Source organism: Bradyrhizobium liaoningense (genome assembly GCF_018130825.1).
In the GTDB taxonomy this organism is placed as follows: domain Bacteria; phylum Pseudomonadota; class Alphaproteobacteria; order Rhizobiales; family Xanthobacteraceae; genus Bradyrhizobium; species Bradyrhizobium liaoningense_B.
The window spans coordinates 969,449-995,774 of the sequence record NZ_JAFCJS010000003.1; the positions used below are offsets into that span (position 1 = coordinate 969,449).

Genomic DNA, 26,326 nt, shown 5'->3' on the forward strand with positions numbered 1-26,326 from the left:
CAAGCTGCATTGGAAGGTCGATTAACACCGGTCGCGTTGGCTTATTCCACGGATGTTGCGACGTCGTCATCGCCGGTGGAAGATACGTTATTCCGATAATCAATTTTATTCTCTTTCCATCCTGCTGCGTTATATGTCGGGCATCCGTCCAATGGGGGACGCCGGAAGCAGGCTCATGCGCCTGCGAGACCGGAGGAGCAGGGACCAAGCCCGTCGGCATGTTCGAAGTGATCCTTACCAGGCGCAAACGGTTCGGTTGGCGGTGGCAGGTGTGCGACCAGTCCGGCAAGATCTTTGCCGACGGGTTCGAGCGCACCCGGCCTGCCGCCAAATATCATGGCGAGCGCGCGTTGTTTTTCCTCTTGTCGCAGGCTCACTTGCGCAAGCGCTCCGCGGCGTCAAGCGAGGACTAGCCGCCCGCGCAGCTTCGTAGCCCGGGTGAGCGCAGCGATACCCGGGACCGCAGTATCTGCACGGATAGAACCCCGGATGCCGCTTTCGCTCATCCGGGCTATAGGCTCCATCTCAGACATCCACCACCAGCTTGCCCTTCGCCGCATGATCCCTGATCAGCGCATAGGCATCGCCAACACTCTCCAGCGTGAACCGCCTTGCATCGAGCATCGGCACGAGCTTGCCGGTCTCGACCAGACGCGTCGCCTCGTTCATGATCTCTCCGTGATGCGCGCGGCCTGCGCCGGTCAGCAACGGCAGCAGCGTGAACACGCCGGAATAGCTGGCGGCACGGAAGGACAGCGGCGCGAGCGCATGCGTGCCCCAGCCGAGCGCGCTCACGACATGGCCGAAGCGGCACACCGCCGCGAAGGATGCATCGAGCACCTTGCCGCCGACGGTGTCGTAGACGATGTCGAAGCCGCGGCCACCTGTATGCTCTGACACGTAAGTCTCGATTGCAGTGTCGCGGTCGATGAAGACGGCACCGAGCGCCTCGACCGTCGCGCGCTGCGCCACTGACCCCGTTGCGAACACGTTTGCGCCGAAGGCACGCGCGATCTGGATCGCGACATGGCCGACGCCGCCGGCCCCGCCATGGATTAGCACGTTCTGGCCGGCTTCCAGCGACGCGCGGTCGATCAGGCCTTCCCAGGCGGTGATGAAGATCAGGGGCAGGGCAGCGGCCTCGCGCATGCTGAGATTGGCAGGCTTGAGCGCCAGCAAATCGGCATCGACCGCGGCGAATTCGGCCAGCGATCCCGGCACGCCGCCGACGCCGCCTGTCATGCCATAGACCTCGTCGCCCTCCTTGAATCGCGTCACCGCGCATCCGGTCTGCTCGACCACGCCGCTGAGATCGAGGCCGAGGATCCCAGGGAGCGGATGGCGGGCGTGCGCGGCTGCGCCGGCGTGAATCTTGGTATCGAGCGGATTGACGCCGCTCGCGCGGACCCGCACCAGCACCTCACCGGGGCCGATATCCGGCACGGAGATCTGCGAGATGCGTAGCGTCGCGTTGTGGGTCTCGAGGATCGCTGCGCGCATGGTCGACTGTTCGGTCATGATAGTTCTGCTCCGTTGTCGCCCTCCAATATGCCCATGAATTTTTGCATGGAAAGAAACGACAATGTACGATGATCGTGCATTTTTGTATGAGGGCGTCCGATGGACTGGAGCGATCTGCGCATCTTCCTGGCGATTGCGCGCGAGGGCACGCTTGGGGCTGCCGCGCGCAAGATTGGCCAGACCCAGCCGACCATGGGCCGGCGGCTTCGCGCGCTCGAACAGGCTTTGGGACAGACGCTGTTCCAGCGCACCGCCGACGGTTTCGTCCTCACCGACGAGGGCACCGCCGTGCTGCGCCACGCCGAGCGGATCGAGGAAGAGGCGCTCGCGCTGGAGCGTCACGCCTCCGGCGCGGAGACGCAACTGGACGGCCTGCTGCGCCTGTCGTCGTCGGACTGGTTCGGGACAGTGATGCTGTCGCCGGTGATTGCCGCCTTCGGCAAACGCCACCCCAAAGTGACCGTCGAACTCCTGACCGATGCGCGCCTCTACAGCCTGCCGCGCCGCGAGGCCGATCTCGTCTTCCGCATCAAGCCATTCAGCGAGCCCGAGGTGATCTCGCGAAAGCTGCTCCATATTTCCTACGCGCTCTATGGCAGGAAGGGCGGCAAGCCGCCACGCGCCGGCGACGGGCGCGGCGTTCGCGTCGTTACCATGAATGCCGAATTCGCCGACATGCCGGACGCGGTCTGGCTGAAGCGCACCCTGCCCAACGCGGAGGTCGCCTCGCGCAGCAACAACAGGCAGGCGCAGGCCGAGCTCTGCGCGAGCGGCGGCGGATTGGCCGTGCTGCCGCGCCCGCTCGGCGACCGCGACCGAAGGCTGGTCGCGCTCGACATCGGCACGTCGCCGCCGGGCCGCGACACCTATGTCGGCTATCACCGCGACCTCAAGCGCCTGGCCCGCCTGCGCGCGCTGCTGGACCTAGTGATTGAGAAGCTGGCGGGGTGAAGCTTCGTAGGGTGGATTAGCGAAGCGTAATCCACCTCTTTGGTCTCCGCGGCGAGAGAATTGGTGGGTTACGCCTTCGGCTAACCCACCCTACGCATCGATCCCTTGCGTTGCCTGTCGGGCAAAACACCCAAGCCATCGGTCAATCCGCCATCGCGAAAATATTCCGCTTTACCGAAATTCGGAATTGACGGATAGTGCGCGCACTCCGGCCCAAGGAAGAGGGGCGTATCGCGATCGTCACGAACGCGGGCCGGGCGGCGGTGGACGCAGATGGCGTTGGCGCGAACGGGTTTGCAGGGCGGGAGACCGTGAGCAAAGACCTCGCGCACACGACCGGTGCCATCAGCGTACGGCAAAATCGTGTGGTCCTGACGCCCGGGGTCTGTGCGTCAAGTCTTGCGGTGATGTTGCGGCCCGACCGGGCCCGCGCATCGATCATCCGCACGGCGACGGGGGCAATAGTGCATCGCTCCCCGGGGAGATCACGACATAAGCCGTAAAACCACTGCGCAGGGAAGGCCGGGATGTCCTGGCTTCACCTGTATGCCGCTGTGCAGATTTTTTTACTGCAACTTCGCACAGTGGACCGCGGGTGCCAGCCGGCTCCCGGCCTTCCCTGCGCCCTCTTTCATGTGGGGGTGAGACGACGGAAGCAAAGCTCGGGCGAAAAATGCCGCGAGGATGCGAAGGTGTGTCTGTGAATGACAATGCGAATTGAAAGAGTCCGCTCTCGCTCACACTCCGTCATTGCGAGAGGTGAGCACACCGCCTCCCCAACGTCGTCCTGGCGAAAGCCAGGACCCATTACCCCGGTCAGCGTTGTCAAAGTTCAGCGTGGCCACCAGCGTTCGCAATAACGAAGTTCGGTGGCTATGGGTCCTGGCTTCCGCCAGGACGACAGTGAGAGTGCGGTCACCGCCTGTGCGCAAAACACAACCGTCATAGTCTCTAACGGCTACTAACCAACACCCGACTTAAAACTGTCATAATCGCCGAATGGAACCCGCGCCCGCGCGCTCTTTACACGCCATTAAGTGCATCTGCATTGGATGCGCCGGGAAAGTGCGTTGGGGACTGCGATGACTGCCGCGAAGAAGATGCCGGGAAAACCGGCCGCCGAAATGTTCGACGACATCCCGGTGCTTCAGCGCAAATGGCGTGCGGCGTTGAAGCCGGGTGAGCGGCTGCCGCGCTACGAGGACGTGATGCTCGGCAGCCTCGGGCGGCTCGCCGATCACATCGCGCTGTTGAAGAACGACGGCGCGCTCGAACTGTCACGCAGCGGCCGTTACGTGCAGAAGTGGCTCGGCGAGGAGCGCTGGGACATCCCGGTCGCCGAGCTCTCGCCGGATTGCGCCACGGCCTTGTCCGAAGCGGCGGCGAGCGCGCTGGCAAACGGACGGCCGCACCAGGCAAGCGCGCATTGCGTGCGCGACGGCATGGTCAGGACCTATGATGTGCTGGCGCTGCCGACCGCCTCGCGCTGGGGCGCCACGCTGGTCGGCGCCTATGTCAACGAGCGCGGCGCGCAATACAATCTGCTCGATGCGATCTTCTCCGCGACCGACGATGCCGTGATCTCGCTGGCGACGCTGCGCGATGCCGGCGGCAAGCCGTTCGATCTCCAGATCGTGCACCATAACAAGAGCGCGGGCGTGCTGCTGGAGGCCGCGGGCGCGAGCCAGTTGTGGCGCCGGATCGGCGCGGGCGGCACCTTGCTCGCATCGTCCGACATCATGGGATTCCTGCTCAGGACCGTCTCCGGCGGCCGCGGCGAACAGCTCGAGATCGAGCATGATGACCGCCATCTCCGCCTCAGCGCGACGGCCTTCGCCGATGTGGTCTCGCTGACGATCTCCGACGTCACCGCCTTGAAGCGACGCGACGCCTCGTTCCGCCTGCTGTTCGACAACAACCCGATGCCGATGTGGGTGTTCGACGCCGGGAGCAAGGAGTTTCTCAGCGTCAACGACGCCGCGGTCCAGCATTACGGCTACAGCCGCGCGACTTTCCTGCGCATGAAGCTGCACGAGATCTGGCCGCAGGACGAGTGGGACAGTCACGCCGAAGCCCTCGAACGCGTCGGCGACACCTATCACTCCTCGCGCAACTGGCGACATCTGCGCGCCGACGGCAGCGAGATCGAGGTGCTCACCTTCGGCCGCCGCGTCGCGTTCGACGATCGCGACGGCTATCTGGTCGCGGTGGTCGACATCACCGAGCGGCGCAAGGCCGAGGCACGCATCGCCCACATGGCGCACCATGACGGGCTCACCGATCTGCCGAACCGCGAATATTTCCAGGAGCGCTTGAGGCAGGCGCTCGAGCAGGCCGGCGGAAAACGGGTCGGCGTGCTCTACATCGACCTCGACCTGTTCAAGAACATCAACGATTCCTTCGGGCATCCCTCGGGTGATCGCCTGTTGAAAGAGGTCGCCGAGCGCCTGACCACCGCGGTCCGCGGCGCCAATCTCGCGGCCCGGCTCGGCGGCGACGAGTTCGCCGTCATCCTGGCCGCGGACGTGTCGCCGAACGAAGCCAGTGCCTGCGCGAGCCTGCTGATCGACATGCTGAAGTCGCCCTATGAGATCGACGGGCAGGAGATGGTGATCGGCGCCAGCATCGGCATCGCGCTGTCGCCCGGTGATGGCGTCACGTCGGAGCAGTTGATGCGCAACGCCGACATGGCGCTGTACCGGGCGAAGTCCGACGGCGGCGGCGTGCATCATTTCTTCGAGCGCGAGATGGACCTGCAGGCGCAGAAGCGCCGCGACATGGAGCTCGATCTGCGCCGGGCGTTCGCCAATGGCGAGTTCGAGCTGCATTATCAGCCGCTGGTGTCGATCGCCTCCGACCGCATCTCCGGCTTCGAGTCGCTGTTGCGCTGGCGTCATCCCGACAAGGGCATGATCTCGCCGGCGGAATTCATTCCGGTCGCCGAAGACATCGGCCTGATCACCCAGCTCGGCGAATGGGTGCTGCGCGAGGCCTGCGCCGAAGCGGTGAAATGGCCTGTCGACGTCAAGGTCGCCGTCAACCTGTCGCCGGCGCAATTCCGCAGCCGCAACCTGGTCCAGGTCGTGATCTCGGCGCTGGCGCAGTCCGGCCTGTCGCCGAAGCGGCTCGAGCTGGAGATCACCGAGTCGATCTTTCTGGCCGAGACCGATGCCAATCTCGCCATCCTGCACCAGCTGCGCGAGCTCGGCGTCGGCATCTCCATGGATGATTTCGGCACCGGCTATTCCAGCCTCAGCTATCTCCGCAGCTTCCCGTTCGACAAGATCAAGATCGACCGCTCCTTCGTGAAGGATTTGGCGCAGCGGCCCGATTGCGGCGCGATCGTGCGCGCGATCTCCGGGCTCGGCCGCAGCCTCAACATCACCACGACCGCGGAGGGCGTCGAGACCGAGGATCAGCTCGACTGGCTGCGCGCCGAAGGCTGCAACGAGGTGCAGGGCTTTCTGTTCAGCGCGGCGCGGCCCGCCGCCGAGATCGCGACACTGCTGGCCGAGTTCGGCCAGCGCGCCTCACGGGCGGCGTAGCGCCTCGGGGAAGCAGTCGTAGACCAGCGCCTTGAACGCGGGCGTGATGCGGCTGCGCTCGTTCTGGGTCTGCTGCATCATGAGGTAGACCATGTCGAGCTTGGGATCGACGCCGAAATAGGTGCCGCTGCCGCTGTCCCATTTCAACTCGCCGATCGAGCCGGGCGGGGGTGGCTTCGCATTGCCGGGATCGGTGCGCACGCCGATGCCATAGCCATAGCCGAAGCCGTCGCCCGGAAAGTAGAAATAGTCGCGTCCGACGCCGGAGCCGGGACCGACGTGATCGGTCGTCATGGCCTTGAAGGCCGCCGGGCTCAGATAGCGCTTGCCCTCGAACTCGCCGCCATTGAGCAGCATCTGCGAGAAGCGCTGATAGTCGGTGATGGTCGAGAGCAGCCCACCGCCGCCGGATTCCCATTCGGGATGGGCGAGGCGGTCGCGTTCGCCGGCGAGCAGGATCGGGTCGTTCGGCAGTGGCCGCGCCATCCGCGCGCGCTCCTCCGGACCCGTGAGCACGAATTTGGTGCTGGTCATGCCGAGCGGATCGAGAATGCGCTGCTTGAGGAATTGGTACAGCGTCTGGCCGGAGATGATCTCGACGATGGCGCCGAGCACGTCGGTCGAATGACCGTAGCGCCACAGCGTCCCGGGCTGGCGCGTCAGCGGCAGCCTGGCGATACGGTCGGCGAACTGTCTGTTGTTGAAGGGGCCCTCGAAAATATTGGCAGCCTGGTAAACCTGCATCACCCAGGGGGCGCCGATATAGTCGTAGCTGATGCCCGATGTGTGCCGCAGCAGATCTTCGATGTTGACGGGACGGATCGGCGGCTCGAGTTCGACCGTCGATGTGCCCTCCGGCTCTATTCCGACCTTGGTGTCGGCAAAGAGCGGGACGTATTTCGACGCGGGGTCGGTGAGCGCGAGCTTGCCCTCGTCGATCAGCATCATCGCGCCGAGGCACGTGATTGGCTTGGTCATCGAGTGGATGGCGAAGATCGTGTCCGGCGTCATGGCGAGGCCGGTCCTGGTGTCGCGCACGCCGAAGGTCTTGAGGTAGACCGGCTTGCCGTGCTGCTGCACCAAGACCACGGCGCCCGGCAGCCGGCCGCTTCGCACCTCGTTGTCGAAATAGGCGGTGATGCGCTCGAGCCCGTCGGGCGACGGGGCAGGGATGTCCGCGGCGCGGCTCCGCGCCATCGTGCCGGCGAGCAATGCGGCCCCGACCAGAAATTCACGACGCTTCATCCCGGGCTTCCTCCCTGGCGGGATCAAAGCCGCAAGATGCCGAAGGCGTCAACAAGCCATCGATTAAAATCGCGTCACGATTTCCGAAAGGAACGGTCGCGGACGGTCCTCGCTAGGTCTGGTCCGCAGGCCTGATCTCGGCGTCAACGGCGCAGTTGAGAGGGTGCGTCTACATGGCACGAACGCTCGCGAGGAATTTATCGACCTGGACTTCCAGCTCGGATGGACTGCGGCAACTCAGTTGACGAGCACCGCACCGTCGCATCGCACCCCGGAAACCCATACGTCCGCTTGCCCAATTCCGACACCGAGTGCGGCAAGCGTGGCTGCGAGGATCTGATCGATCGAGCCGGTGGCGCCGGAGAGGATATTGGCGACCGTTGAGCCGGCGCCGGGCAGCGGCAGCGCGAGCGGACCGGCGGTGACCGTCAGGCTCATGTCCCTGAGCAGGTTCGACATCAACGACGAGGTGAAATTTGTCGTGGTGACTGTCTTGATTGTCTGAGCCTGAATGTCGGCGTAGCTGAAGTCGACCTGCCTTGCCGAGGTGTTGCTGATTTCGGCATGAGCGCGGCCGGTGATGGTTACGCCAGCTACGTTGACCAATGTGGCGGGCGGAGGATTGGGCTTGGTCCTGAAATTGGTCATGTCGGCCATCGAAACGTTGCCGACCCAGGCATCGACGACGCCCGGGGTGACGCCGAGCGTTACGGTCGAACTGCTGATGTCTGGCCGGCCGCAGGAGATGCCGGACAGCGTCGCCGTACCCGGTGCGACCTCGACATAAATCGGCAGATTGACAGAGGGAATGCCGCCGTTGCCGGCGAGCTGGATCGTGATCAGGACGCGCGTCTGAGCCGTGTGGACGCTCGCGCCCTGCGCGCCGACGGCGAACCAGCCCGAGCCCACGGGACGTTCGCCGACCGTGGCGACCACTGAAACCTGCGTAATTCCCGGCAGGTTGAGGTTCACGCTGGTTGCGATCTGATTGGTTCCATTTGCGACGGCTGCGGTGCCGGCCAGCAAGCTCAAAAGCGAAAGGCTGGCTCCGACCCTCGGCTTCTGGCCAATTGCGAGGCTGCCGTAAGGCCCAAGATCCAGCAGCGATCCCGGAGCAATCCGGGTTGACTGCGCGGATGTGGCCTGGGCGATGCTCGACAGGGTGATCGTGGCCGCGTTGTTGCCATTGGCGTTCTGTTGCGTCGTCAGCATTGCCGCAATGAGGTCGGCCATCTTGACGTTGCTGGTCAGGACATTGTCGTAAGTCGGGCCGGTCACATTGGCCCGCGTGGCGACCGCAGAGAGGAAATCGAGCGCGTCGATGCGCGCGTTGGCGAGGGCCTGATAGTCCATGGCCGTCAGTGAAAGGCTTGTGCCCAGCATCGATCCAAGCACGGCGTTGATCAGCCCGCCGTTGACCGCAAGGAGGCGTGAGCCGATCGCGAATGAAGCGAGGGCCGTGCTCGATGCCGTTGCCGATGTCTTGATCGTGTATTGGCTCGAACCGGTGATGTAACGGGCGAAATAGAGCGGTGTCTTTGTTTCGAGGGTGACTCGTGCGGCCGTCGGCGTTCCGGTTGCGGGCGTGACAAAGCGCTTGTCCGGCGCGACGGCAGCGTTGGCCGTGTAATTGCCAAGCTCGACGCCGACCAGCGCGTTCGCCGGATAGTTGTTGCGCACGACAGTTGCTGAGGCGGCATTGGTCGCGTTGTTCAGGTTGCCGGTGGCGACGATCGCTGCAAGGTCCGCTGCGCTCTGGGCCTTGCGCCTGTCGGCGAAGATCGCGCCGACATCCACGCCAAGCGCGGCGAAGCCGATGACCAGGGTCATCACGATCGCACCCATGATCGCAACGTTGCCACGATCGTCGGAGGCAAACCGGCGCACGAGGTGCCGTGCCAATTTCATCCTAGAACCCTCCATAGGGAATCGCGGCGGAGCGAATGATCGTGGAGGAGGGAGCCGGTGCGAGTGGAAGCGCGAAGATGATGCTGCCGGAGGCATCATATGTCACGGTCACCACGTACACGTTCGCGGAGTTGCTCGATGGAGCGGCGCTGACGACAATTTTGCCCGGATCCAGCAGCGGGTAGGTCGAGGCGTTTGCGGAGACGTAGCCGGTCGCAATCGTGTTGCGCTCGCCGTCGGAGATGCCGGCGACCGAAGAGCGGGCAGCTTCCGCGGCGAGCTGCTGGACCCCGTGAATCATCGTCAGATAACCGCCGAAGATCACGATCCCAAACAGCATCAATAGAAAGAGAGGTGTGATCAGCGCGAATTCGACGGCGGAAGCACCGCGCAGGCAGAGCACGAATCTGAGCATATCGACCTCAACCCTTTGTTGTGGCCGAGGATGGGGGCATGCTCGTTACAGCTTATTGTATGGATCGTTCCGTAAATATGCGGGTGCCATTGCGAGCTCTAGGGCCCAAAAAATTTATAGGGCCATAAAAAGATTGTTTTAGATCGACACTTCAGAGTTGTAGTGTGTCCTGACGAAAACAACTTCTAGTTAATCACTTTAAAGGGGAATTAATTAGATGAATCAACGCAGGGGGTACGTAAATATTCCTACGGAAATCGTGCGCACTGCCATTGCGATCTCCGAGACCGGAAGCCTGTCGAAGGCCGGTGAACTGTTGGGCCTGAGCCAGCCGGCGATCAGTTCACAGATGAAGAGGCTTCAGAATCTGGTGGGTGGACCGCTGTTTGAGCGGACCTCGACCGGGACGGTCCTCAGCGACCTCGGCAGGCTTGCCCTGCAACAAGCCAGGCGCATGATCGAGGCGAATGACCAGTTACTGAGATTGTCCGGCAATACTGATCGCTCGCAGCCGGTCAGGCTGGGGCTCAATTCGCTCTTCGCGACCAATTTCTTCAAGGCGCAACAAGGTGCCGGCAATCTTTCAGGCATTTTCGTCCAGGTCGATCAGTCCGGCACCCTCGCCAAAGCCTTGATCGAGGGATATCTCGACATTGCCTGCATGTTTGATCATCAGCGCATGGATGGCGATGTCCGCCAAATGATCGTGGCGGGAATTGAAGAGCCGCTCGTCTGGGTCAGGTCTAAGCAGTTCGTGGTAAGTCCGGGGTCTCCCATTCCGATCCTGACATGGCCTGGCGACGATTGGATGGTGCGAACGCTCGAGCGTCACGAGATCTCATACAAGATCGTCTTCAACAGTCCCGATTTCGAGGTCAAGCTGCGAGCGGTCGAAGCCGGCATGGGATTCACCGCCGTGCCTGCCAGCAAGGTGCCCGACACGGTGGTCGTCGCCAGGGACTATTATCTTCCTGAATTGCCGACCATACGCCGGATTATGTGCGTAAGAGCTAGTCTCGGCAACGCGCGTGCGGCCGAACTCACGAAGCAGCTGGCATCCTTGTTCTTCGAGCCGAGATGAGATCTTCAGCTCAAAAGGCGCAAGCTTTCCGGGCCTAAAATCTGGTCACGATATCGGACAGAGCGGGGCGCGGACGGTCCTCGCTGGGCTTGGTCGGCGTGCCGATATGGACGAAGCCGGCGAGCTTTTCGTCCGGCTTGAGGCCGAGACCGTCAAGCACGTCGCGATCGAAGGCGAACCAGCCGGTCAGCCAGCAGGCGCCATAGCCGAGCGCGACCGCGGCCGTGACGATGTTCATGGCGCTGGCGCCGGCCGACAATTCCTGCTCGAACGCCGGCACCTTCGGATGCGGCCTGGTGAAGCTGACGATGCCGATCACCAGCGGCGCGTCCAGGAGGCGCTTGCGCTCGGTCTCGACGTCGGCGGCGGGTGCGCCGGGATTCTTGCGGGCAAAGACCTTCGCGATCACCTCGCCGGCGCGCTGGCGGGCGTCGCCCTCGAAGATGATGAAGCGCCAGGGCGCGAGCTTGCCGTGATCCGGTACACGCGCGCCGATGGTGAGGATCGTCTCGAGCTCGGCCGCCGACGGGCCGGGTCCGGTCATTTCGCGCGGCTTGACCGAGCGGCGGGTCTTCAGGAGTTCGATGGCGTCGGGCACGGGGAGGTCCTCTTCAGCTGGTCGTCGGGCGTGCCATGCTGAGATAAGCATGCACGCCCGCAACCGGAAGCGAATTTAGATCGATTTCAGGGATCAGATGGTGCCCCGCGCCCGCTTCACATCCGGCGGCGTGGCCTCGTCCACCAGCGCGGCGATCGCCTCTTCCGTCGTCATCACCTTCTGGCCGTCGCTGCCGAGGCGGCGGACGGAAACCGAATGCGTCTCGGCCTCCTTCTTGCCGACCACGAGCAGCGCCGGGATCTTGGCCAGCGAGTGCTCGCGGACCTTGTAGTTGATCTTCTCGTTGCGCAGGTCGATCTCGACCCGGAGGCCTGCGCGCCGTGCCTGCTCAAGGACCTGCTTGGCGTACTCGTCGCCTTCCGAGGTGATGGTCGTGACCACCGCCTGCACCGGCGAGAGCCAGAGCGGGAAGTTGCCGGCATAATGCTCGATCAGGATGCCGATGTAGCGCTCCATCGAGCCGCAGATCGCACGGTGCACCATGACAGGCGGCTTCTTGCCGCCGTCATGGTCGATGTAGAACGCACCGAACCGTTCCGGCAGGTTGAAGTCGACCTGCGTGGTGCCGCACTGCCAGTCGCGGCCGATGGCGTCACGCAGCACATATTCGAACTTCGGCCCGTAGAACGCGCCTTCGCCCGGGTTGATCTCGGTCTTGATGTGATTGTTCTGCGTCTGGATCTCGCGCAGCACCGTGGCCATCACGCGCTCGGCGTGATCCCACATCGCATCGGTACCGACGCGCTTGTCGGGGCGGGTCGACAGCTTCACCGTGAGGTCGCCGGTGAAGCCGAAATCGGCGTAGGTCGACAAGATGAGATCGTTGATCTTCAGGCACTCTTCGGCGAGCTGGTCCTCAGTGCAGAAGATGTGCGCGTCGTCCTGGGTGAAGCCGCGCACGCGCATCAGGCCGTGCATGGCGCCGGACGGCTCGTAGCGATGCACCACGCCGAACTCGGCGAGGCGCAGCGGCAGGTCGCGGTAGCTCTTCAGGCCGTGCTTGAAGATCTGGACGTGGCCGGGGCAGTTCATCGGCTTGAGCGCAAACCAGCGCTTGTCCTCGGCCTCATCGCCAGCCGACTGCGCCGCGAACATGTTCTCGCGGTACCAGCCCCAATGGCCCGAGGTCTCCCACAGGACCTTGTCGAGGATCTGCGGCGCGTTGACCTCGCTGTAGTCGCCGGTCAGGCGCCGGCGCATATAGGCGATCAGCTGCTGGAAGATGGTCCAGCCCTTCGGGTGCCAGAACACGACGCCCGGACCTTCCTCCTGGAAGTGGAAGAGGTCGAGCTCGCGCCCGAGCTTGCGATGGTCGCGCTTCTCGGCTTCCTCGATCTGCTTCAGATAAGCGTCGAGGTCCTCCTGCTTGGCGAAGGCCGTGCCGTAGATGCGGGTCAGCATCGGGTTGTTGCTGTCGCCACGCCAATAGGCGCCGGCCACCTTCATCAGCTTGAAGGCATTGCCGACCTTGCCGGTCGAGGTCATGTGCGGGCCGCGGCACAGGTCGAACCAGTCGCCCTGGTAGTAGATCTTGATCGGCTCGGTGCCGGGAATGGCGTCGACCAACTCGACCTTGAAGGCCTCGCCCTTGTCGCGGAACACCTGCTTGGTCTTCTCGCGATCCCAGACTTCCTTGGTGAAGGGTTTGTCGCGCGCGATGATCTCGCGCATCTTCTTCTCGATCGCGGCAAAGTCTTCCGGCGTGAACGGCTCGTTGCGGAAGAAGTCGTAGTAGAATCCGTTCTCGATGACGGGGCCGATGGTGACCTGGGTGCCCGGCCAAAGCGTCTGCACGGCTTCCGCCAGCACGTGCGCGCAGTCGTGGCGGATCAATTCGAGCGCGCGCGGATCGTCGCGATTGACGAGCTCGATCTTGGCGTCGGCCTCGATGGGATCGTTGAGGTCGGCGAGCGCGCCGTCGAGCGCCATCGCAACCGTGCGCTTGGCCAGCGACGGCGAGATACCCTTGGCGATATCGAGGCCGGTGATGCCCTTGTCGTATTCGCGCCGGGCGCCGTCGGGGAAGGTGAGGGTGACTTTGGGAGCGGGGGTCACGGGCTTTAGGTTGGAGAGGCTGTACTGGAAGCCGGACTCGGATTTGGGCTGGTCGGTCATTGCTTTTCTCCTGAGGCTCACTCCTGCGAACGAGCGCAGGTAAGCGGGAACGAGCGATATATCAGGCGATTCGGCCTGTGCAATCCGGCATTTCCAAGAAAGTGGCGCGCAAAACCCGCGGCGCAGCCCCAACTATTTGGCGTTGTGCCCTTTAACTCGTCACACGCCGCCGCTACATGCGTTTGCATGGAAAATACCCCCGCCGCCGGCCGTTTCGCGCCGACCGCCCTGATGCTCGGCAATCTCGTCACCGGCTGTTCGGTGCTGGCGCCGGCGGGCATGCTGCCGGAATTGTCGGCGGGGCTCGGGATCAGCATCCATGCGGCCGGGCTCCTGATCACCTTCGGCGCGGTGACGCTGTGCATCGGCTCGCCGCTGACGGCGTGGCTGACCAGCCGGATCGAGCGAAGGACTCTGCTCACCACGACGCTGGCGGTACTCGCGCTCGGCAATCTCGCCTCGGCGTTTGCGCCCGACTATGCGAGCCTGCTCGTCATCCGCCTGGTCATGCTCGCGGTCGGCGCGCTCTACACGCCGCAGGCGGCCGGTACGGCAGCGCTGATCGTGCCGGCGGAGCGGCGCGGCAGCACGATCGCCTATATCTTTCTCGGCTGGTCGCTGGCGGCCGCCGTCGGTCTGCCGTTGATCACCTTCATCGCCAGCCGCTATGGCTGGCGCGCCGCATATGCTGGGATCGGCGCGCTCGGCTGGATCAGCTTTCTGTTGCTGCTGTTGCGCTTGCCGGCAGGCTTGAAGGGCACGCCGGTGGATCTGAAGACCTGGAGCGCAGTCGGCCGCAGCAGGGCGATCTTGCTGCTGCTGGCGATCACGATGCTGCAAATGTCCGGGCAGTTCGTGGTGTTCACCTTCATGGGCCCGCTGCTGAAGAAGCTGACCGGGGCGAGCCCCGATGCGGTCGGCATGGTGTTCGCCATCTACGGCATTTGCGGCTTCCTTGGCGTCGCCATCGCGTCACGCATCGTCGACACCTGGGGACCCTACCGGACCTCGCTGCTGTTCACCTGCCTCGTGCTCGCGGGCATCACCGCGTGGGCGCTGAGTGCGGGCACCATCGCGTTGATGGCGATCGCGGTCGCGATCTGGGGGCTCGGCTTTGCCTCGACCAATTCGATGCAGCAGGTGCGGCTGGTCGCGGCCGCGCCGCCGCTGGCGCCGGCGACCGTCGCGCTCAACACCTCCGTCCTCTATATCGGCCAGGCCGTCGGGTCTGCCACCGGCGGACTGCTGTTCGCCCGCGAGCTCCTGCATGCGATCGGCTTCGTGGCGGTCGGCTTCGTCGTGCTGGCGCTGGTCCTGGTGATCCTGACCCGGCCCCGGCCGGCTGCGGCTGCGACGGCCTGAAATCCCGCGCGTTCGTGTGCGCAAGGTGCTTGGCAAACGGCGCACTACAGCGCTAGAAGGCCGGTCATGGGGACCAGAGAGAGTTGACAGAGATGAGGATGATTCTGGCGGTTGCCGCGGTGCTCTATTCCACCTCCGCGTTCGCGCAAGCCGACAAGCCACCGATGATCGGGGACAAGCCGCTGGTGCAGGTCAAGCCCAAGGGGACCAAGGCGGCGGCCGCAACTGCCGCGCCCGCGCCGAAGGGCAAGCCGCAATCGATCGCGGCGCGGCTCCAGGCCTGCCTCGAGATCGACGACGGCACCAAGGACCGTCTCAACTGCTACGACGCCGTCATCCCGCCGGCGCCGAAGCCGAAGCCGGCGAAGGCCAAGGGCTACGCCGATTGCCGTTTCTTCAAGGAAGAGGACGAGCGGCTGGCCTGCTTCAACGGCTTTGCCGAGAGCATTCCGAAGCTGCCAAAGACCTGAGACGTTTGGAGCCGGGCGGCTAATCGCTGATCCGGCTCAGCACGGCCCTGAAGACAACGCCCGGCACTTGCAGCGCGCTGCCTTCGAACTCCGCCGTGTCGCCGTCCTCGCGACCGGTGAGCGTCAGCGTGATCCGGTCGATGCCGAACAGGGCCTTGAAGGACGGATCATCATTGTAGCGCTGGGTCGAGATCTTGACCTTGATGCTGTCGCCTTCGCCCGTGTAGGTGCCGATGAAGGCGAAAGCGGAATTGCCGCCGCGCATCTTGCCGTCCATCACATAGACGACGCCGCACCCGGTCCCGTGCACCGTGTGGAAGTCGGCCTTGTATAGTCCCTGACGCACCGCCGATCTCCGCAGAATTCCAACTGCAATTCGGCTGGCAAATTATGATCGTTGGTAGCGGGCGCAATCCGTTGGCTCCCGGGGACGAAAGCCCATCAACATCACATTTTGATCAGCGGCTGAGACAATTGCAGGCAAACGCGGGCAAATACCGGCTGGCGCAATATCCTAACGGCTTGACGCAACCCGGGTGAGCGCCAGCGCCGGCGTCGCCAACATCTTCACCAATACGTCCTTGAGCGGATCCCGCGTCCAGGCGCGGGTCACGTAGTCGCGATGGGTGATGCCGTCGCCGGTTTCGACGAACACCACGCTGCCGGGACGCAACGGCCCATCCATGTCCTCGGAGACGCTGATGCCCTTCTGCCTGAGCATGCTCATCAGCTCGCGGTCGCGTCGTGCGGTGTAACGGGTGTAGGAGCTGACGAAGAAGCCCGAGCGGTGGCTCTCGATCCAAGAGGCGAACTTGTCCATTTCGCCATAGACGGCGTCGAGCAGGACGACGCCGCGGACGCGGTCGCTGATGCCGCCGACCTCTAAGCTCCAGGCCGTCGGCAGGAAGCCGCCGCTATAGCCGACGATGACGATCGGCATGTTGGCGAAGGCGCGCGCGCTGTTGGGATCGCCGGTGAGGCGGGCGAGATGGCTGGCCGATTCCTCCATGAAGCGCTTGAAGCCGCCCGGCTGCCAGAATTTTCCGGCGCTGGAATCGGCGGCATCGACCGCCATCTGCGGCGCAAGCAGGATGGCATTGGCGCCGGAATCGGTGATCTGCTGCGGCACCAGCTGCCGGTTGCGCACGTCGCGCTCCAGCGTCGCGCCATTGCCATGGAAGAACACCACGATCACGCCCGGCTTGCGCAGGTCGAAATGCTCGGGCACGTGCACCAGCACGCGGCTGTCGCTGTAGGTCTCGTCCTGCCAGTAGACACGCCCCGAATAGCTGCGGTGGCCGCGGCGGTCGCCCTTGGAGATGTTGAGGAACGGCGCGTCGGAGGCGGGGTTGTTGCCGAAATAGGGGAAGGCCGACGACTTCATGCTGACGAGCGTGGTCAGGTCTTCGCGCGGCGGACGCTGGTAGGGGACTTGCGGCGCGAGCGAGGCGACCTTGTAGGGCGCCTGCTCCGGCTGCTGCTGCACGGCACGCTTGGGCGAGAAGTCCGACATCTGCCGTTGCAGGAAACTCTCGCTCGCGGAGGGGAAGCGCTCCCTGAACTGCGGGGCGGGGAAGCGATCCTCGAACGTGTCGGCGCTGGCAATCTGTTGGGGATTGGTCTTGGCGACCACCTGGACGTTGGCCTGCGAGTTCGCCGCGAGCGCTGCCGGATCGGACGCCTTGCCGCATTGAACCAGCGCGAGCGACAGCGGCACCAAGGCTGAGATCAGGCCGACCCGGAGCGCACGACCGTGCCGACCGGACGAAGCCCGATCGGCACGAATGTCAGCTCTCATGCTCGGAACGGCCCCGACCATCCACCCATGACCCCAAAGTCACGTCCATCGGCAATCTCTAGACAATTGAACCGAGGGGCGTTTAGGCGACGTTAAGTGTCCGGAGAAACTTCCCCACATCCGGAATGCTCAAAAGGACCATGCAATCGTGTCGTGATTGTGGGGGCGGGGAACGGGATTTTCCGGTGTTTGAGCCGGTTTATTGCCCATGACCACGCGCAGGAGGTGCGAAAATACCGATTCGCTTTGCCTCATTTAGCCCTTGTTAACCCTGCTTGAATTGACTGGACCAAACTGCACGATGCTCCCCATGAGGCGTGACGCCTGAGGTTAAGGACCGATGACGGCATCAGATGCGGGTACCGCCCCCTGGACTGGCCGGCTGACCGGGAACGGTTCGGGGGTCTCCGTCCTGGTCGCAACCGCCATCGTCATTGCCGACATGATCGGCGTTGGCGTCTTCACCAGCCTCGGCTTCCAGGTCAAGGACATCCCGTCCGGCTTCTCGATCCTCCTGCTCTGGACCGTTGGCGGCATCGTCGCGCTGTGCGGGGTGTTCTCCTACAGCGAGCTCGGCGCGATGTTTCCGCGCTCGAGCGGCGAGTACAATTTCCTCGGCCGCGCCTATCATCCCGCCTTCGGCTTTCTCGCCGGCTGGGTCTCGGCGACGGTGGGCTTTGCAGCACCAGTCGCGCTCGCCGCGATGGCCTTCGGCGAATATGCCAAGTCGGTCATTCCCGATCTGCCGCCGATCCCGCTCGCCATCGGCGTGGTGTGGCTGGTCTCGATCGTGCAACTGACCGGCGTCAGGCATTCCTCGACCTTCCAGCTGATCTCGACCATTTTGAAGGTCGTGCTGATCGTCGCCTTCCTGGTCGCCGGCTTCATCATCGGCGCGCCGCAGCCGATCGCCTTCACGCCGCAGCCGGGCGACCTCGCGCATATCGTCAGCGCGCCCTTCGCGATCGGACTCGTCTTCGTGATGTACTCGTTCTCGGGCTGGAATGCCGCGACCTACATCATCGGCGAGATGAACATGCCGCAGCGGAACCTGCCGCGTGCGCTGCTCGCGGGCACGCTGATCGTGCTCGTGCTGTATGTCGCACTGAATGCGGTGTTCCTCTATTCCACGCCAGTCAGTGCGCTCGCCGGCCAGCTCGACGTCGCCAGTGTTGCCGGCACCGCCATCTTCGGCAGCCTCGGCGGCCGCATCGTCGGCGCCATGATCTGCGTCGGCCTGATCTCCTCGATCAGCGCGATGATGTGGATCGGCCCGCGCGTGATGATGACGATGGGGGAGGACATTCCAGCCTTGCGCGTCTTCTCGAAGCGGTCCGTAAGCGGTGCGCCGGCCTATGCCATCCTGTTCCAGCTCGCGGTCGCGACCCTGCTGCTGTTCACGCGCAGCTTCGAGGCCGTGCTCGATTTCATCCAGTTCGCGCTGTTGTTCTGCTCGTTCTTCACGGTCGCCGGCGTCATCAAGCTGCGCATCACCGATCCCGATCTGCCCAGGCCCTATCGCGCCTGGGGATACCCGTTCACGCCGCTGGTTTTCCTGCTCGTGACCGCGTTCATGATGTACTACCTCTTGACCGAGCGACCGGTGCAGTCGCTCTCGGGGATGCTCCTCATGCTCTCGGGCCTGTTGATCTATGCTGTTTTCCGCAGGCGGCCGGTCGCCGCTGGCAATTCATCACACCGCGGATAGACATGTTTCGACCCATGAGAATTGCGGCCGTCGCTCTTGCCATCCTGGCGGCGGCCTTCTCGTCCGCACGTGCCGCCGACGTCACCTTTGATGATACGGCGCGCTTCCTCGCGGGCATGCAGCCTGCGGCGGACTCGCCGCTGGTGCCGCTGACCAGAGACCCCAACTGGCAGCATCACGCAAAATTCTTCGACAACGCCTTCGCCCAGCTAGAGCAGCGGCAAATATCGAAGATCCGTGCCTGGGCCGACGTCAATCTGGCCGCGCCGCGGCCGGCCATGTTCTACATGTTCAGCGGCCCGGACTTCCTCTACGCCAATGCCTTCTATTCCAAGGCCAGCACCTACGTGCTCGGCGCGCTTGAGCCGGTCGGCGCCGTGCCCGACCTGACGCGGCTGCCGCGCGGTTCGGTCGGCGCCGCACTCTACAATGTCGAGCGCTCGCTCGGCTCGATCCTGAGCTTCTCCTTCTTCATCACCAAGCAGATGAAGGTCGACCTGCACACCAACCAGGTCAATGGCACCTTGCCGATCCTCTATGTCTTCCTGGCCCGCTCCGGCAAGACCATCCGCAACGTCGAGATGGTCGCGCTCGACAACAAGGGCGGGATGCATGTGGGGAACGACAATCCAGGACCGAACGCGACGCGCGGTGTTCGCATCACTTTCGTCGGCGGCGACGGCGAAGTGCGCACGCTGTATTATTTCTCGACCGATCTTTCGAATGCCGGCGCTCGCGCGACCGGTTTCCTGAAGTTCTGCGAGACGCTCGGCCCCGGCAACAGTCTGCTCAAGAGCGCGTCCTATCTCATGCACTCCGGTAACTTCACGGTCGTCCGCGACTGGCTGCTTGCCAACAGCGCCACCGTCGTCCAGGACGATTCAGGCATTCCGCTTGCCAACTACAATGCGAGGCAATGGCGCTTCTTCCCGTTTGGCCGTTACCTCGGACCGATCAGCGAATTCCCCGGACGCTACCAGGAGCGCTACGCCGAACTGTTTACGCGCGCCCAGCCGATCGACTTCGGCGTCGGCTATCGCTGGCGCATGCATGAGTCGAATTTGCTGTTGTCTGTGAAGGTACCGGGGACCGAGACTGCGCCGGCGGCGGAGACAACCTCGTCCGCCGAGCCGACGCCAAGGCCGCAGCGACCGAAGCGGCCGCGTCCGCCCGAGCCGATTCCGCCGCCGCCGGGGCGCTTCTTCTGGTTCCGCTGATTACCAGTGCACGCTCTGGCTCGGCACGATGAAAGCCGTTGTGCTGGGCGGCGTCGCAAGACTCGTGGCCAGATACCATCCTGAGCCGGCCGCGAGCACCAGCAGGGCGATGATGGCGAGCATGTCGAGGGTTCTGGGATCATGGCCGCGCGAGCCGACCCTGAGATTTGCCCCAGCCCTGAAGTGGAAAAGATGGCTGATTTTCCAGCGCATTGTTGTTTCCTCCCGTGGGAGCATCACAACAACGCGAAGGGAAAGTTCAGGTTCCCTCAGGCCGCGTTGACGCCGCGCCAGCGGGCATACCGCCAGGGGAGATACCAGCGCGCATTTTGCGGCGCGGCGAGCGGCACAGTGTCGATGCCCGACGTGCCGTACGGATTGCAGCGGAGCAGGCGCGCGAGCGTCATCCAGCCGCCGGCCCAGAGCCCGAAGCGCTCGATCGCCTCATCGCCATAGACGGAGCAGGTCGGCAGGTGCCGGCAATTGTATCCGACCAGCGGCGAGAGCGTGTGGCGATAGAGCCAGATCAGCGCACGACCAAATCTCCGTGGAAGGCGAAGGATGCCTTCGACGGGAGTGGAACAATGCTCGCAGGCTGAATGCTTCATGTGCGTGTGCTGCGACGTTAAGCGAAGGGTTGCTCGGTTCCGGAGCAGGGAACTGTAAGGTGTTGTTTGCGCGCCATATTTTGCCTGCTTTCTGGGAGCAGTGCAGCAAGTATCTGTGGACGATCTGTATTCGCCCGGATACCATTTTTATGACGCCGGTGTGTAGAAACATACGCCTGTATGATGGACTCAGAGGGCGCTACCGGGGATTGTTTGGCGACCTTGGGGCTTTGGGGAAGGAACCAGATTGAAACTTCTGAACTCCCTTGATCTTCGCAGCTGGTTGTTGGTGGGAACCGCCGTCTGTGGACTCGCGCTGGCCGGTGCCGTCGCGACATTCGGATCGTCGGCCCGAGCGGGTAGCGCTCTCGAAGAGCGCAAGCTGCCGATGAAATTCAGCTGGATCGCTTGCGAGCCGAACTGCCGCGGCTGGGTCAGCGCGGTCGGCATCATCACCGCCGATACGCCCAAGGAGTTCGAAGAGTTTGCGCGCGGACGCCAGCTCGGCGGTGCCACCGTGGTGCTCGATTCCAGCGGCGGTTCCGTCAACGACGCGATCACGCTCGGCCGGCGCTTCCGCAATCTCGGACTTTTGACAACCGTCGGCATCAGTATTCAGAACCGTGGCGGGCAATCGGCCCGTCCGGCGGTCGCGCCCGAGGCCTATTGCGAGTCCATGTGCGCGTTCCTGTTGCTGGCCGGCAAGAAGCGCTACGTGCCGGACGCGGCACATGTCCGCGTCCATCAGATCTGGATGGGCGACCGCGCCGACGATGCCAAGGCCGCGAGCTACAGTGCACAGGACCTGATGATCGTGGAACGCGACATCGGCCGCCTCGCCAAATACACCTTCGACATGGGCGGGGCCGGGGACCTGCTGTCGCTCGCGCTCAGCGTGCCGCCCTGGGAAGATCTGCATGAGCTCGATGCAGGCGAGCTGAAGCTCACCAATCTGGTGACGACGGATCTCGTCGCCGACGTGCTGCCGCATGTGGACGTCACAGCGCCGGCCATGGCGGAACTCGCACCAAAGACGCAGGCGAGGTTCGGTGCGGAACCGGAGCAGTCGACCAAGTCGACCAAAACGGCGGAAGCCGTGGTGCCCACGGGCAGCGCGGCGGCGCCGGCTACGGCGGCGCAGAAGTAAGATCATAAATCTTGGCAGTCATTCCGGGGCGCGCGTCAGCGCGAACCCGGAATCTCGATCGGCAATCTCTGGATTCCGGCTTCGATGCTACGCATCGCCCCGGAATGACGGGGGAGAGCTAGCCCTGTGCCGCGGCGGGCTGCTTGGCCCTGGCTTCGATCTGGCCGATCGCATCGACCACCGCATCGAAGGTCAGCAGCGTCGAGGCGTGGCGCGCCTTGTAATCGCGGACCGGCTCGAGGAACTTGATCTCCTCCCATTTGCCTTGAGGAGGGGCGCCATTCTCCTTGAGCATCTTGCGAACGGTTTCGCGTAACTCACGGAGTTCGCTTGCAGTCGAGCCGACCACGTGACTTGCCATGATGGATGAAGAGGCCTGTCCCAGTGCACAGGCCTTCACGTCATGGGCGAAGTCGGTGACGGTGTCGCCGCTCATCTTGAGATCGACCTTCACGGTCGAGCCGCACAGCTTGGAGTGGGCGGTCGCGCTGGCGTCGGGGGCCGACAGGCGCCCGAGGCGCGGAATATTCCCGGCCAGCTCGATGATCCGCTTGTTATAAATGTCGTTCAGCATGTGATGGGGTCCAACACGTCCACACCCACTTCCGGGCCGGATCGGCCTTGGCGGGCGCCGTCCAGGGTCCTATATAGGGGCGGAACTGGTGGAAAAACAGTCCAGCGGTGCGGCGGCGGTGATCCCGATCTGCGCTATCGACGTTGTGACCGAAGGGCCTTTTCGCCAAAACTGTTCTCTTCAGGCGTCCGGCGGCTTGCCGCCCCGTCTGCCGGTGACACTCCGGCCACAAGGCCGTCGAACGGAGTAGACATGGACGCTACAATCAAGCCGATCCGCCCCAACAAGCAGCTCGAGAGCCGCCCGGCCGAGCTTGACCCTGCCGAATTCCTCGCGGCCGCCGTCCGCGCCGACCAGCCGCGCCCCGCGCGCGCCGAGGCGGAAGCGGCGGTGAAGACACTGCTCGCCTATATCGGCGAGAACCCCCATCGCGAGGGCCTGCTCGACACGCCGCGCCGCGTGGTCGAGGCCTTCGACGAGCTCTATCAGGGCTACCACCAGTGCCCGGCCGAGGTGCTCGACCGCACCTTCGGCGAGACCGCGGGCTATGACGATTTCGTGCTGGTGCGCGACATCGAGTTCACCTCGCAGTGCGAGCATCACATGATGCCGTTCTACGGCAAGGCGCATATCGCCTACACGCCGGTGGAACGCGTCGTCGGCCTGTCCAAGCTTGCCCGCCTGACCGACATCTTCGCCCGGAGACTCCAGACCCAGGAACATCTGACGGCGCAGATCGCGGCGGCCATCGACGAGGTCCTGAAACCCCGCGGCGTTGCGGTGCTGATCGAGGCCGAGCATACCTGCATGTCGGTGCGCGGCGTCGCCAAGCATGGCGCCTCCACCTTCACCAGCCGCTTCACCGGCATGTTCCGCGACAATCCGGCAGAGCAGGCCCGTTTCCTGTCCTTGGTGCGAGGCCTGCAGCGCTGACCTCGCGAATAGATCGGCGAGGTCGTCGTGTCCGCTCACTCCCATGAGATCGAGGAAGGGCTTTCTTTCCAGCCGCGGTTCGACGCCAGCGGCCTCGTGACCTGCGTCGCGACCGACGTCGCCACCGGCGATGTGCTGATGGTCGCGCACATGAACGACGAGGCGCTGCGCAAGACCATCGCGACCGGCGAAGCCTGGTACTTCAGCCGCTCGCGCAATGCCTTGTGGCGAAAAGGTGAGACCTCAGGTCAGACCCAGCGCGTGGTCGAGATGCGCACAGATTGCGATCAGGACGCGGTCTGGATCCGCGTCGAGCAGATCGGCGCGGCCTGCCACACCGGGCGGCGGTCGTGCTTCTACCGCAAGGTCGAGGCCGAGGGCGGGGGAGCCAAGCTGGTCTTCACCGAGGCCGAGCGCCTGTTCGATCCGGACAAGGTCTATAAGAAGTAACCTGCTGTCATTCCGGGGCGCGCGCAGCGCGAGCCCGGAATCCATCGCAAGGCATCACACGCGGCCCAATGGATTCCGGGCTCGCACCTTCGGTGCGCCCCGGAATGACGCGGGGCGGCGGGTAGAGCCAAATTAACCCCGCATTAACCATACCTGTCCCACGGTGAGACGACAGGGCGCCGAATTGCCGGTGTCGCTCAACGCCGCGCGGGGCGGGCACTTCATCATGTCGGTCGACAATTCCAGTGCCTCACAGACGGCGGTTCTCGATCCGTCGCGGGCGCGCGTCGCCGGCGCGATCAAGCAGGCTTCCAACATCTCGGGCGTCAGCTTCCAGTACATGCTGACCACCGCCAAGATGGAATCGGATTTCGATCCGACCGCGGGTGCCACCACATCGTCCGCGCACGGCCTCTACCAGTTCATCGATCAGACCTGGCTCGGCACCGTGAAAGAGGCGGGGAGCCAGCTCGGCTATGGCAACTACGCCGACGCCATCACCAGGACGTCGTCGGGCACCTACACCGTCGACGACCCGTTCATGAAGCGGTCGATCATGAAGCTGCGCGACGATCCCGAGGCCGCATCCGCCATGGCGGCGGCGCTGACGCAGTCGAACAGCTTCAAGCTCACCGGTCTGCTCGGCCGCAGGCCGTCCGACAGCGAGCTCTATATGGCGCATTTCATGGGCATCGGCGGGGCCGCAAAACTGATCGCCAATGCCGAGGACAATCCGCAGGCCGTCGGCGCGCGGTTGTTTCCCAACGCGGCCGCCGCCAACCGCTCGATCTTCTACGCCAGGGACGGCCGCGCCCGCAGCGTCTCCGAGGTCTATTCGGTGCTGGATGCCCGCTATGCCAGTGCGGCCAATTCGAAACTCACGCGCAGTGCGATGGCGATGTATGCGGGCGCGCCCTCGACCACTGAGGTCGCCAGCGCCAACGGCGTGCAGCCCGCAGTCCCTGTGGTCGACAACGCCGCCTATCTCCAGACCTTCCCGAATTCACGCGCGGTGACGCCGGTCGGCGCGACCTCGTCAACGACGGTCGCGGATAACGCGCCGATCACGCCCGCATTCCGCTCGATCTATCAGCCCGGCGACACCACGCAGCCGGTCTCGGCGACGGTGCAGAAATTGTGGGGCAACAACGCCTCGCTCACGTCAGTCGCCTCGGCGACGCCGGACGTGCGGCCGCCACAGCCGCTCGATCTCTTCAGCGATCGCAGCGGCACGTTCAGCAGCTGATACTCGGCCTGACATTCTCGCTCCTGTCCCGGCGCGCGCAGCAGCGTGCAACGCTGCTGCGCAGGGCCGGGGGCGCGAGAGCAAAGCGGTTTTGTTCCCTTAACAAAACGTCAATAAAACCAGTCAGTTATGGTGAACGCTTTGTTAAGCGTCGTGGTTTATTTTGTGTTGCAGGTGACGAGCCGTCGCCATTTTCGTTTGTTGTGTAAGCCGGAAGCAGCATGATTGTTCGGCAGTTTATCAATTGGATCAGGACGGCGCCCGCCGGCGAGCGGGCCGAGGCAACGCGGGCGTTGGCCCGGGCCTGGCTGATCTCAGACCTCTCCCATGACGACCGCGTCGCCGCCGAAGGCGCGCTTCTGATGCTGCTCGACGATCCCTCGCCATTGGTGCGGCAGGCGATGGCCGAGGCGTTTGCGCGCAGCCCTGATGCGCCGCCGTCCATCGTGCGGGCGCTGTCGGCGGACCAGCCGACCGTCGCGCTGCCCGTGCTCGAACATTCTCCGCTGCTGATCGACGCCGATCTCGTCGACATCGTCGCCACCGGCAATGACGAGGTGCAGTGCGCGGTCGCCCGCCGCATCGCGCTGCCGGTGTCGGTCTGCGCCGCCATCGCCGAGGTCGGCTGCGCGGCGTCGGCGCTCGAGCTGATCGAAAATCCCCATGCCGAGCTCGCGCCGTTCTCCTGGAATCGAATCGTCGAGCGCCACGGCCATCTCGCCGCGATACGCGAGGCGATGCTGGTGCTGGACGATCTGCCTGCCGCAACGCGTGCCGCGCTGGTGGCAAAGCTTTCCGAGACCCTGGCGCAATTCGTCGTGGCGCGGAACTGGCTGAGCGCCGACCGCGCCGAGCGCGTGACGATCGAGGCGCGCGACCGCTCCACCATCAACATCGCGGCGCGCTCGCGCGGCGAGGACATGCAGGGCCTGGTGCATCACCTCCGTGTCACCGGCCAGCTGACCGCCGGCCTCATTCTGCGCGCGCTGCTATCGAGCAATCTCGACCTGTTCGACGCGGCCTTGGCCGAGCTCGCCGATGTGCCGCTGGCGCGCGTCACCGCGCTGCTGCACGACCGCGGCGGCAACGGCCTGCACGCGCTGCTGCGCCGCGCCGGCCTTCCCGAGGCGACATTTGCGGCGTTCCAGGTGGCGCTCGATGCCTGTCACGAGCAGGGCTTCGTCGATAGCGACGACGGTGCGGCGCGACTGCGCCGGCGCATGGTCGAGCGGGTGCTGACCCATTGCGAGACCGACCGTGGCGCCACCGAGCCGCTGATGGTCCTGCTCCGCCGCTTCGCCACCGAGTCCGCGCGCGAAGAGGCGCGGCTGTTCTGCGACGAGCTGGTCGCGGATGATGTGGTCGATCCCGTCTACGATGATCTGATCGCTGCCTAGCGAGATGCCGTAGGGT

24 protein-coding genes are annotated in these 26,326 nt (G+C 64.3%); 13 read left to right on the forward strand and 11 right to left on the reverse strand.

The genetic code is table 11. The annotated features are described in order from the left end of the window. The first annotated feature begins 218 nt into the window (after positions 1-218). On the forward strand, positions 219-413 hold the full coding sequence (locus tag JQ603_RS18085) for a hypothetical protein (RefSeq protein WP_035667931.1): 195 nt from the start codon (positions 219-221) through the stop codon (positions 411-413). Positions 414-525: 112 nt separating this feature from the next. Here the strand turns inward: JQ603_RS18085 and JQ603_RS18090 are convergent, their stop codons facing one another. Beyond that, positions 526-1,518 carry a zinc-dependent alcohol dehydrogenase family protein gene (locus JQ603_RS18090; protein ID WP_245003649.1) on the reverse strand — a complete coding sequence of 331 codons (993 nt, stop codon included), beginning with the start codon at positions 1,516-1,518 and terminating at the stop codon, positions 526-528. 102 nt (positions 1,519-1,620) lie between these two features. Here JQ603_RS18090 and JQ603_RS18095 point away from each other — a divergent pair, with 102 nt between their 5' ends. Then, the gene (locus JQ603_RS18095) at positions 1,621-2,472 is read left to right on the forward strand and encodes a LysR family transcriptional regulator (protein ID WP_212341381.1); all 852 of its coding nucleotides are present in this window, start codon (positions 1,621-1,623) and stop codon (positions 2,470-2,472) included. A gap of 1,082 nt (positions 2,473-3,554) precedes the next feature. Beyond that, on the forward strand, positions 3,555-6,017 hold the full coding sequence (locus JQ603_RS18100; protein WP_212341383.1) for a putative bifunctional diguanylate cyclase/phosphodiesterase: 2,463 nt from the start codon (positions 3,555-3,557) through the stop codon (positions 6,015-6,017). On the opposite strand, the gene JQ603_RS18105 is transcribed toward JQ603_RS18100, so the two are convergent. From JQ603_RS18105 to JQ603_RS18115, 3 genes are all read right to left on the reverse strand, one after another. After that, positions 6,003-7,262 (reverse strand): serine hydrolase domain-containing protein, encoded by a 1,260-nt coding sequence (locus JQ603_RS18105; protein WP_212341385.1) that lies wholly within the window; start codon positions 7,260-7,262, stop codon positions 6,003-6,005. The genes JQ603_RS18100 and JQ603_RS18105 overlap by 15 nt on opposite strands. A gap of 237 nt (positions 7,263-7,499) precedes the next feature. Continuing rightward, positions 7,500-9,170 carry a pilus assembly protein TadG-related protein gene (locus JQ603_RS18110; protein ID WP_212341387.1) on the reverse strand — a complete coding sequence of 557 codons (1,671 nt, stop codon included), beginning with the start codon at positions 9,168-9,170 and terminating at the stop codon, positions 7,500-7,502. Between the two features lies 1 nt (position 9,171). Next, positions 9,172-9,585, reverse strand: coding sequence for a TadE/TadG family type IV pilus assembly protein (locus JQ603_RS18115; protein WP_212341388.1), 414 nt, complete (start codon positions 9,583-9,585; stop codon positions 9,172-9,174). 217 nt (positions 9,586-9,802) lie between these two features. On the opposite strand from JQ603_RS18115, the gene JQ603_RS18120 reads away from it, so the two are divergent. Continuing rightward, complete coding sequence (locus JQ603_RS18120; protein WP_245003650.1) at positions 9,803-10,666, forward strand: LysR family transcriptional regulator; 864 nt, start codon at positions 9,803-9,805, stop codon at positions 10,664-10,666. Between the two features lie 34 nt (positions 10,667-10,700). Here JQ603_RS18120 and JQ603_RS18125 read toward each other — a convergent pair whose 3' ends face one another. Then, complete coding sequence (locus JQ603_RS18125; protein WP_212341389.1) at positions 10,701-11,264, reverse strand: nitroreductase family protein; 564 nt, start codon at positions 11,262-11,264, stop codon at positions 10,701-10,703. A gap of 93 nt (positions 11,265-11,357) precedes the next feature. Next, positions 11,358-13,400 carry a threonine--tRNA ligase gene (gene thrS / locus JQ603_RS18130; protein WP_212341390.1) on the reverse strand — a complete coding sequence of 681 codons (2,043 nt, stop codon included), beginning with the start codon at positions 13,398-13,400 and terminating at the stop codon, positions 11,358-11,360. Between the two features lie 186 nt (positions 13,401-13,586). On the opposite strand from thrS, the gene JQ603_RS18135 reads away from it, so the two are divergent. Next, positions 13,587-14,762 (forward strand): MFS transporter, encoded by a 1,176-nt coding sequence (locus JQ603_RS18135; protein ID WP_212341391.1) that lies wholly within the window; start codon positions 13,587-13,589, stop codon positions 14,760-14,762. A gap of 92 nt (positions 14,763-14,854) precedes the next feature. Beyond that, positions 14,855-15,232 carry a hypothetical protein gene (locus tag JQ603_RS18140; RefSeq protein WP_212341392.1) on the forward strand — a complete coding sequence of 126 codons (378 nt, stop codon included), beginning with the start codon at positions 14,855-14,857 and terminating at the stop codon, positions 15,230-15,232. 19 nt (positions 15,233-15,251) lie between these two features. Here the strand turns inward: JQ603_RS18140 and JQ603_RS18145 are convergent, their stop codons facing one another. Next, positions 15,252-15,578 (reverse strand): GrlR family regulatory protein, encoded by a 327-nt coding sequence (locus JQ603_RS18145; RefSeq protein WP_212341393.1) that lies wholly within the window; start codon positions 15,576-15,578, stop codon positions 15,252-15,254. Positions 15,579-15,746: 168 nt separating this feature from the next. Next, positions 15,747-17,051 carry an alpha/beta hydrolase gene (locus tag JQ603_RS18150; protein WP_212341394.1) on the reverse strand — a complete coding sequence of 435 codons (1,305 nt, stop codon included), beginning with the start codon at positions 17,049-17,051 and terminating at the stop codon, positions 15,747-15,749. Between the two features lie 319 nt (positions 17,052-17,370). Between JQ603_RS18150 and JQ603_RS18155 the strand changes: the two genes are divergently transcribed. Further along, positions 17,371-18,738, forward strand: a complete 1,368-nt coding sequence (locus tag JQ603_RS18155; RefSeq protein ID WP_212341396.1) for an APC family permease — start codon at positions 17,371-17,373, stop codon at positions 18,736-18,738. Between the two features lie 2 nt (positions 18,739-18,740). Continuing rightward, entirely contained in the window at positions 18,741-19,955 is a 1,215-nt protein-coding gene (locus tag JQ603_RS18160; RefSeq protein ID WP_212341398.1) for a hypothetical protein, read from the forward strand. Here JQ603_RS18160 and JQ603_RS18165 read toward each other — a convergent pair whose 3' ends face one another. Then, on the reverse strand, positions 19,956-20,168 hold the full coding sequence (locus JQ603_RS18165) for a hypothetical protein (protein ID WP_212341399.1): 213 nt from the start codon (positions 20,166-20,168) through the stop codon (positions 19,956-19,958). Positions 20,169-20,224: 56 nt separating this feature from the next. Next, complete coding sequence (gene yidD / locus JQ603_RS18170) at positions 20,225-20,563, reverse strand: membrane protein insertion efficiency factor YidD (protein ID WP_212341400.1); 339 nt, start codon at positions 20,561-20,563, stop codon at positions 20,225-20,227. A gap of 247 nt (positions 20,564-20,810) precedes the next feature. Between yidD and JQ603_RS18175 the strand changes: the two genes are divergently transcribed. After that, a complete protein-coding gene (locus JQ603_RS18175; RefSeq protein ID WP_212341401.1) occupies positions 20,811-21,710 on the forward strand; it encodes a hypothetical protein in 900 nt (299 codons plus the stop codon). A gap of 118 nt (positions 21,711-21,828) precedes the next feature. Here the strand turns inward: JQ603_RS18175 and JQ603_RS18180 are convergent, their stop codons facing one another. Continuing rightward, complete coding sequence (locus JQ603_RS18180; RefSeq protein WP_212341402.1) at positions 21,829-22,284, reverse strand: iron-sulfur cluster assembly scaffold protein; 456 nt, start codon at positions 22,282-22,284, stop codon at positions 21,829-21,831. 252 nt (positions 22,285-22,536) lie between these two features. Between JQ603_RS18180 and folE the strand changes: the two genes are divergently transcribed. The 4 genes from folE to JQ603_RS18200 all read left to right on the forward strand — a co-directional run bounded on the left by folE (position 22,537) and on the right by JQ603_RS18200 (position 26,310). Then, complete coding sequence (gene folE, locus JQ603_RS18185) at positions 22,537-23,217, forward strand: GTP cyclohydrolase I FolE (RefSeq protein ID WP_212341403.1); 681 nt, start codon at positions 22,537-22,539, stop codon at positions 23,215-23,217. A gap of 27 nt (positions 23,218-23,244) precedes the next feature. Continuing rightward, complete coding sequence (hisI, locus tag JQ603_RS18190) at positions 23,245-23,667, forward strand: phosphoribosyl-AMP cyclohydrolase (RefSeq protein ID WP_212341404.1); 423 nt, start codon at positions 23,245-23,247, stop codon at positions 23,665-23,667. Positions 23,668-23,851: 184 nt separating this feature from the next. After that, the gene (locus JQ603_RS18195) at positions 23,852-24,913 is read left to right on the forward strand and encodes a lytic transglycosylase domain-containing protein (RefSeq protein ID WP_212341558.1); all 1,062 of its coding nucleotides are present in this window, start codon (positions 23,852-23,854) and stop codon (positions 24,911-24,913) included. Positions 24,914-25,134: 221 nt separating this feature from the next. Next, positions 25,135-26,310 carry a DUF2336 domain-containing protein gene (locus JQ603_RS18200; protein WP_212341406.1) on the forward strand — a complete coding sequence of 392 codons (1,176 nt, stop codon included), beginning with the start codon at positions 25,135-25,137 and terminating at the stop codon, positions 26,308-26,310. The last annotated feature ends 16 nt before the right edge of the window (positions 26,311-26,326 follow it).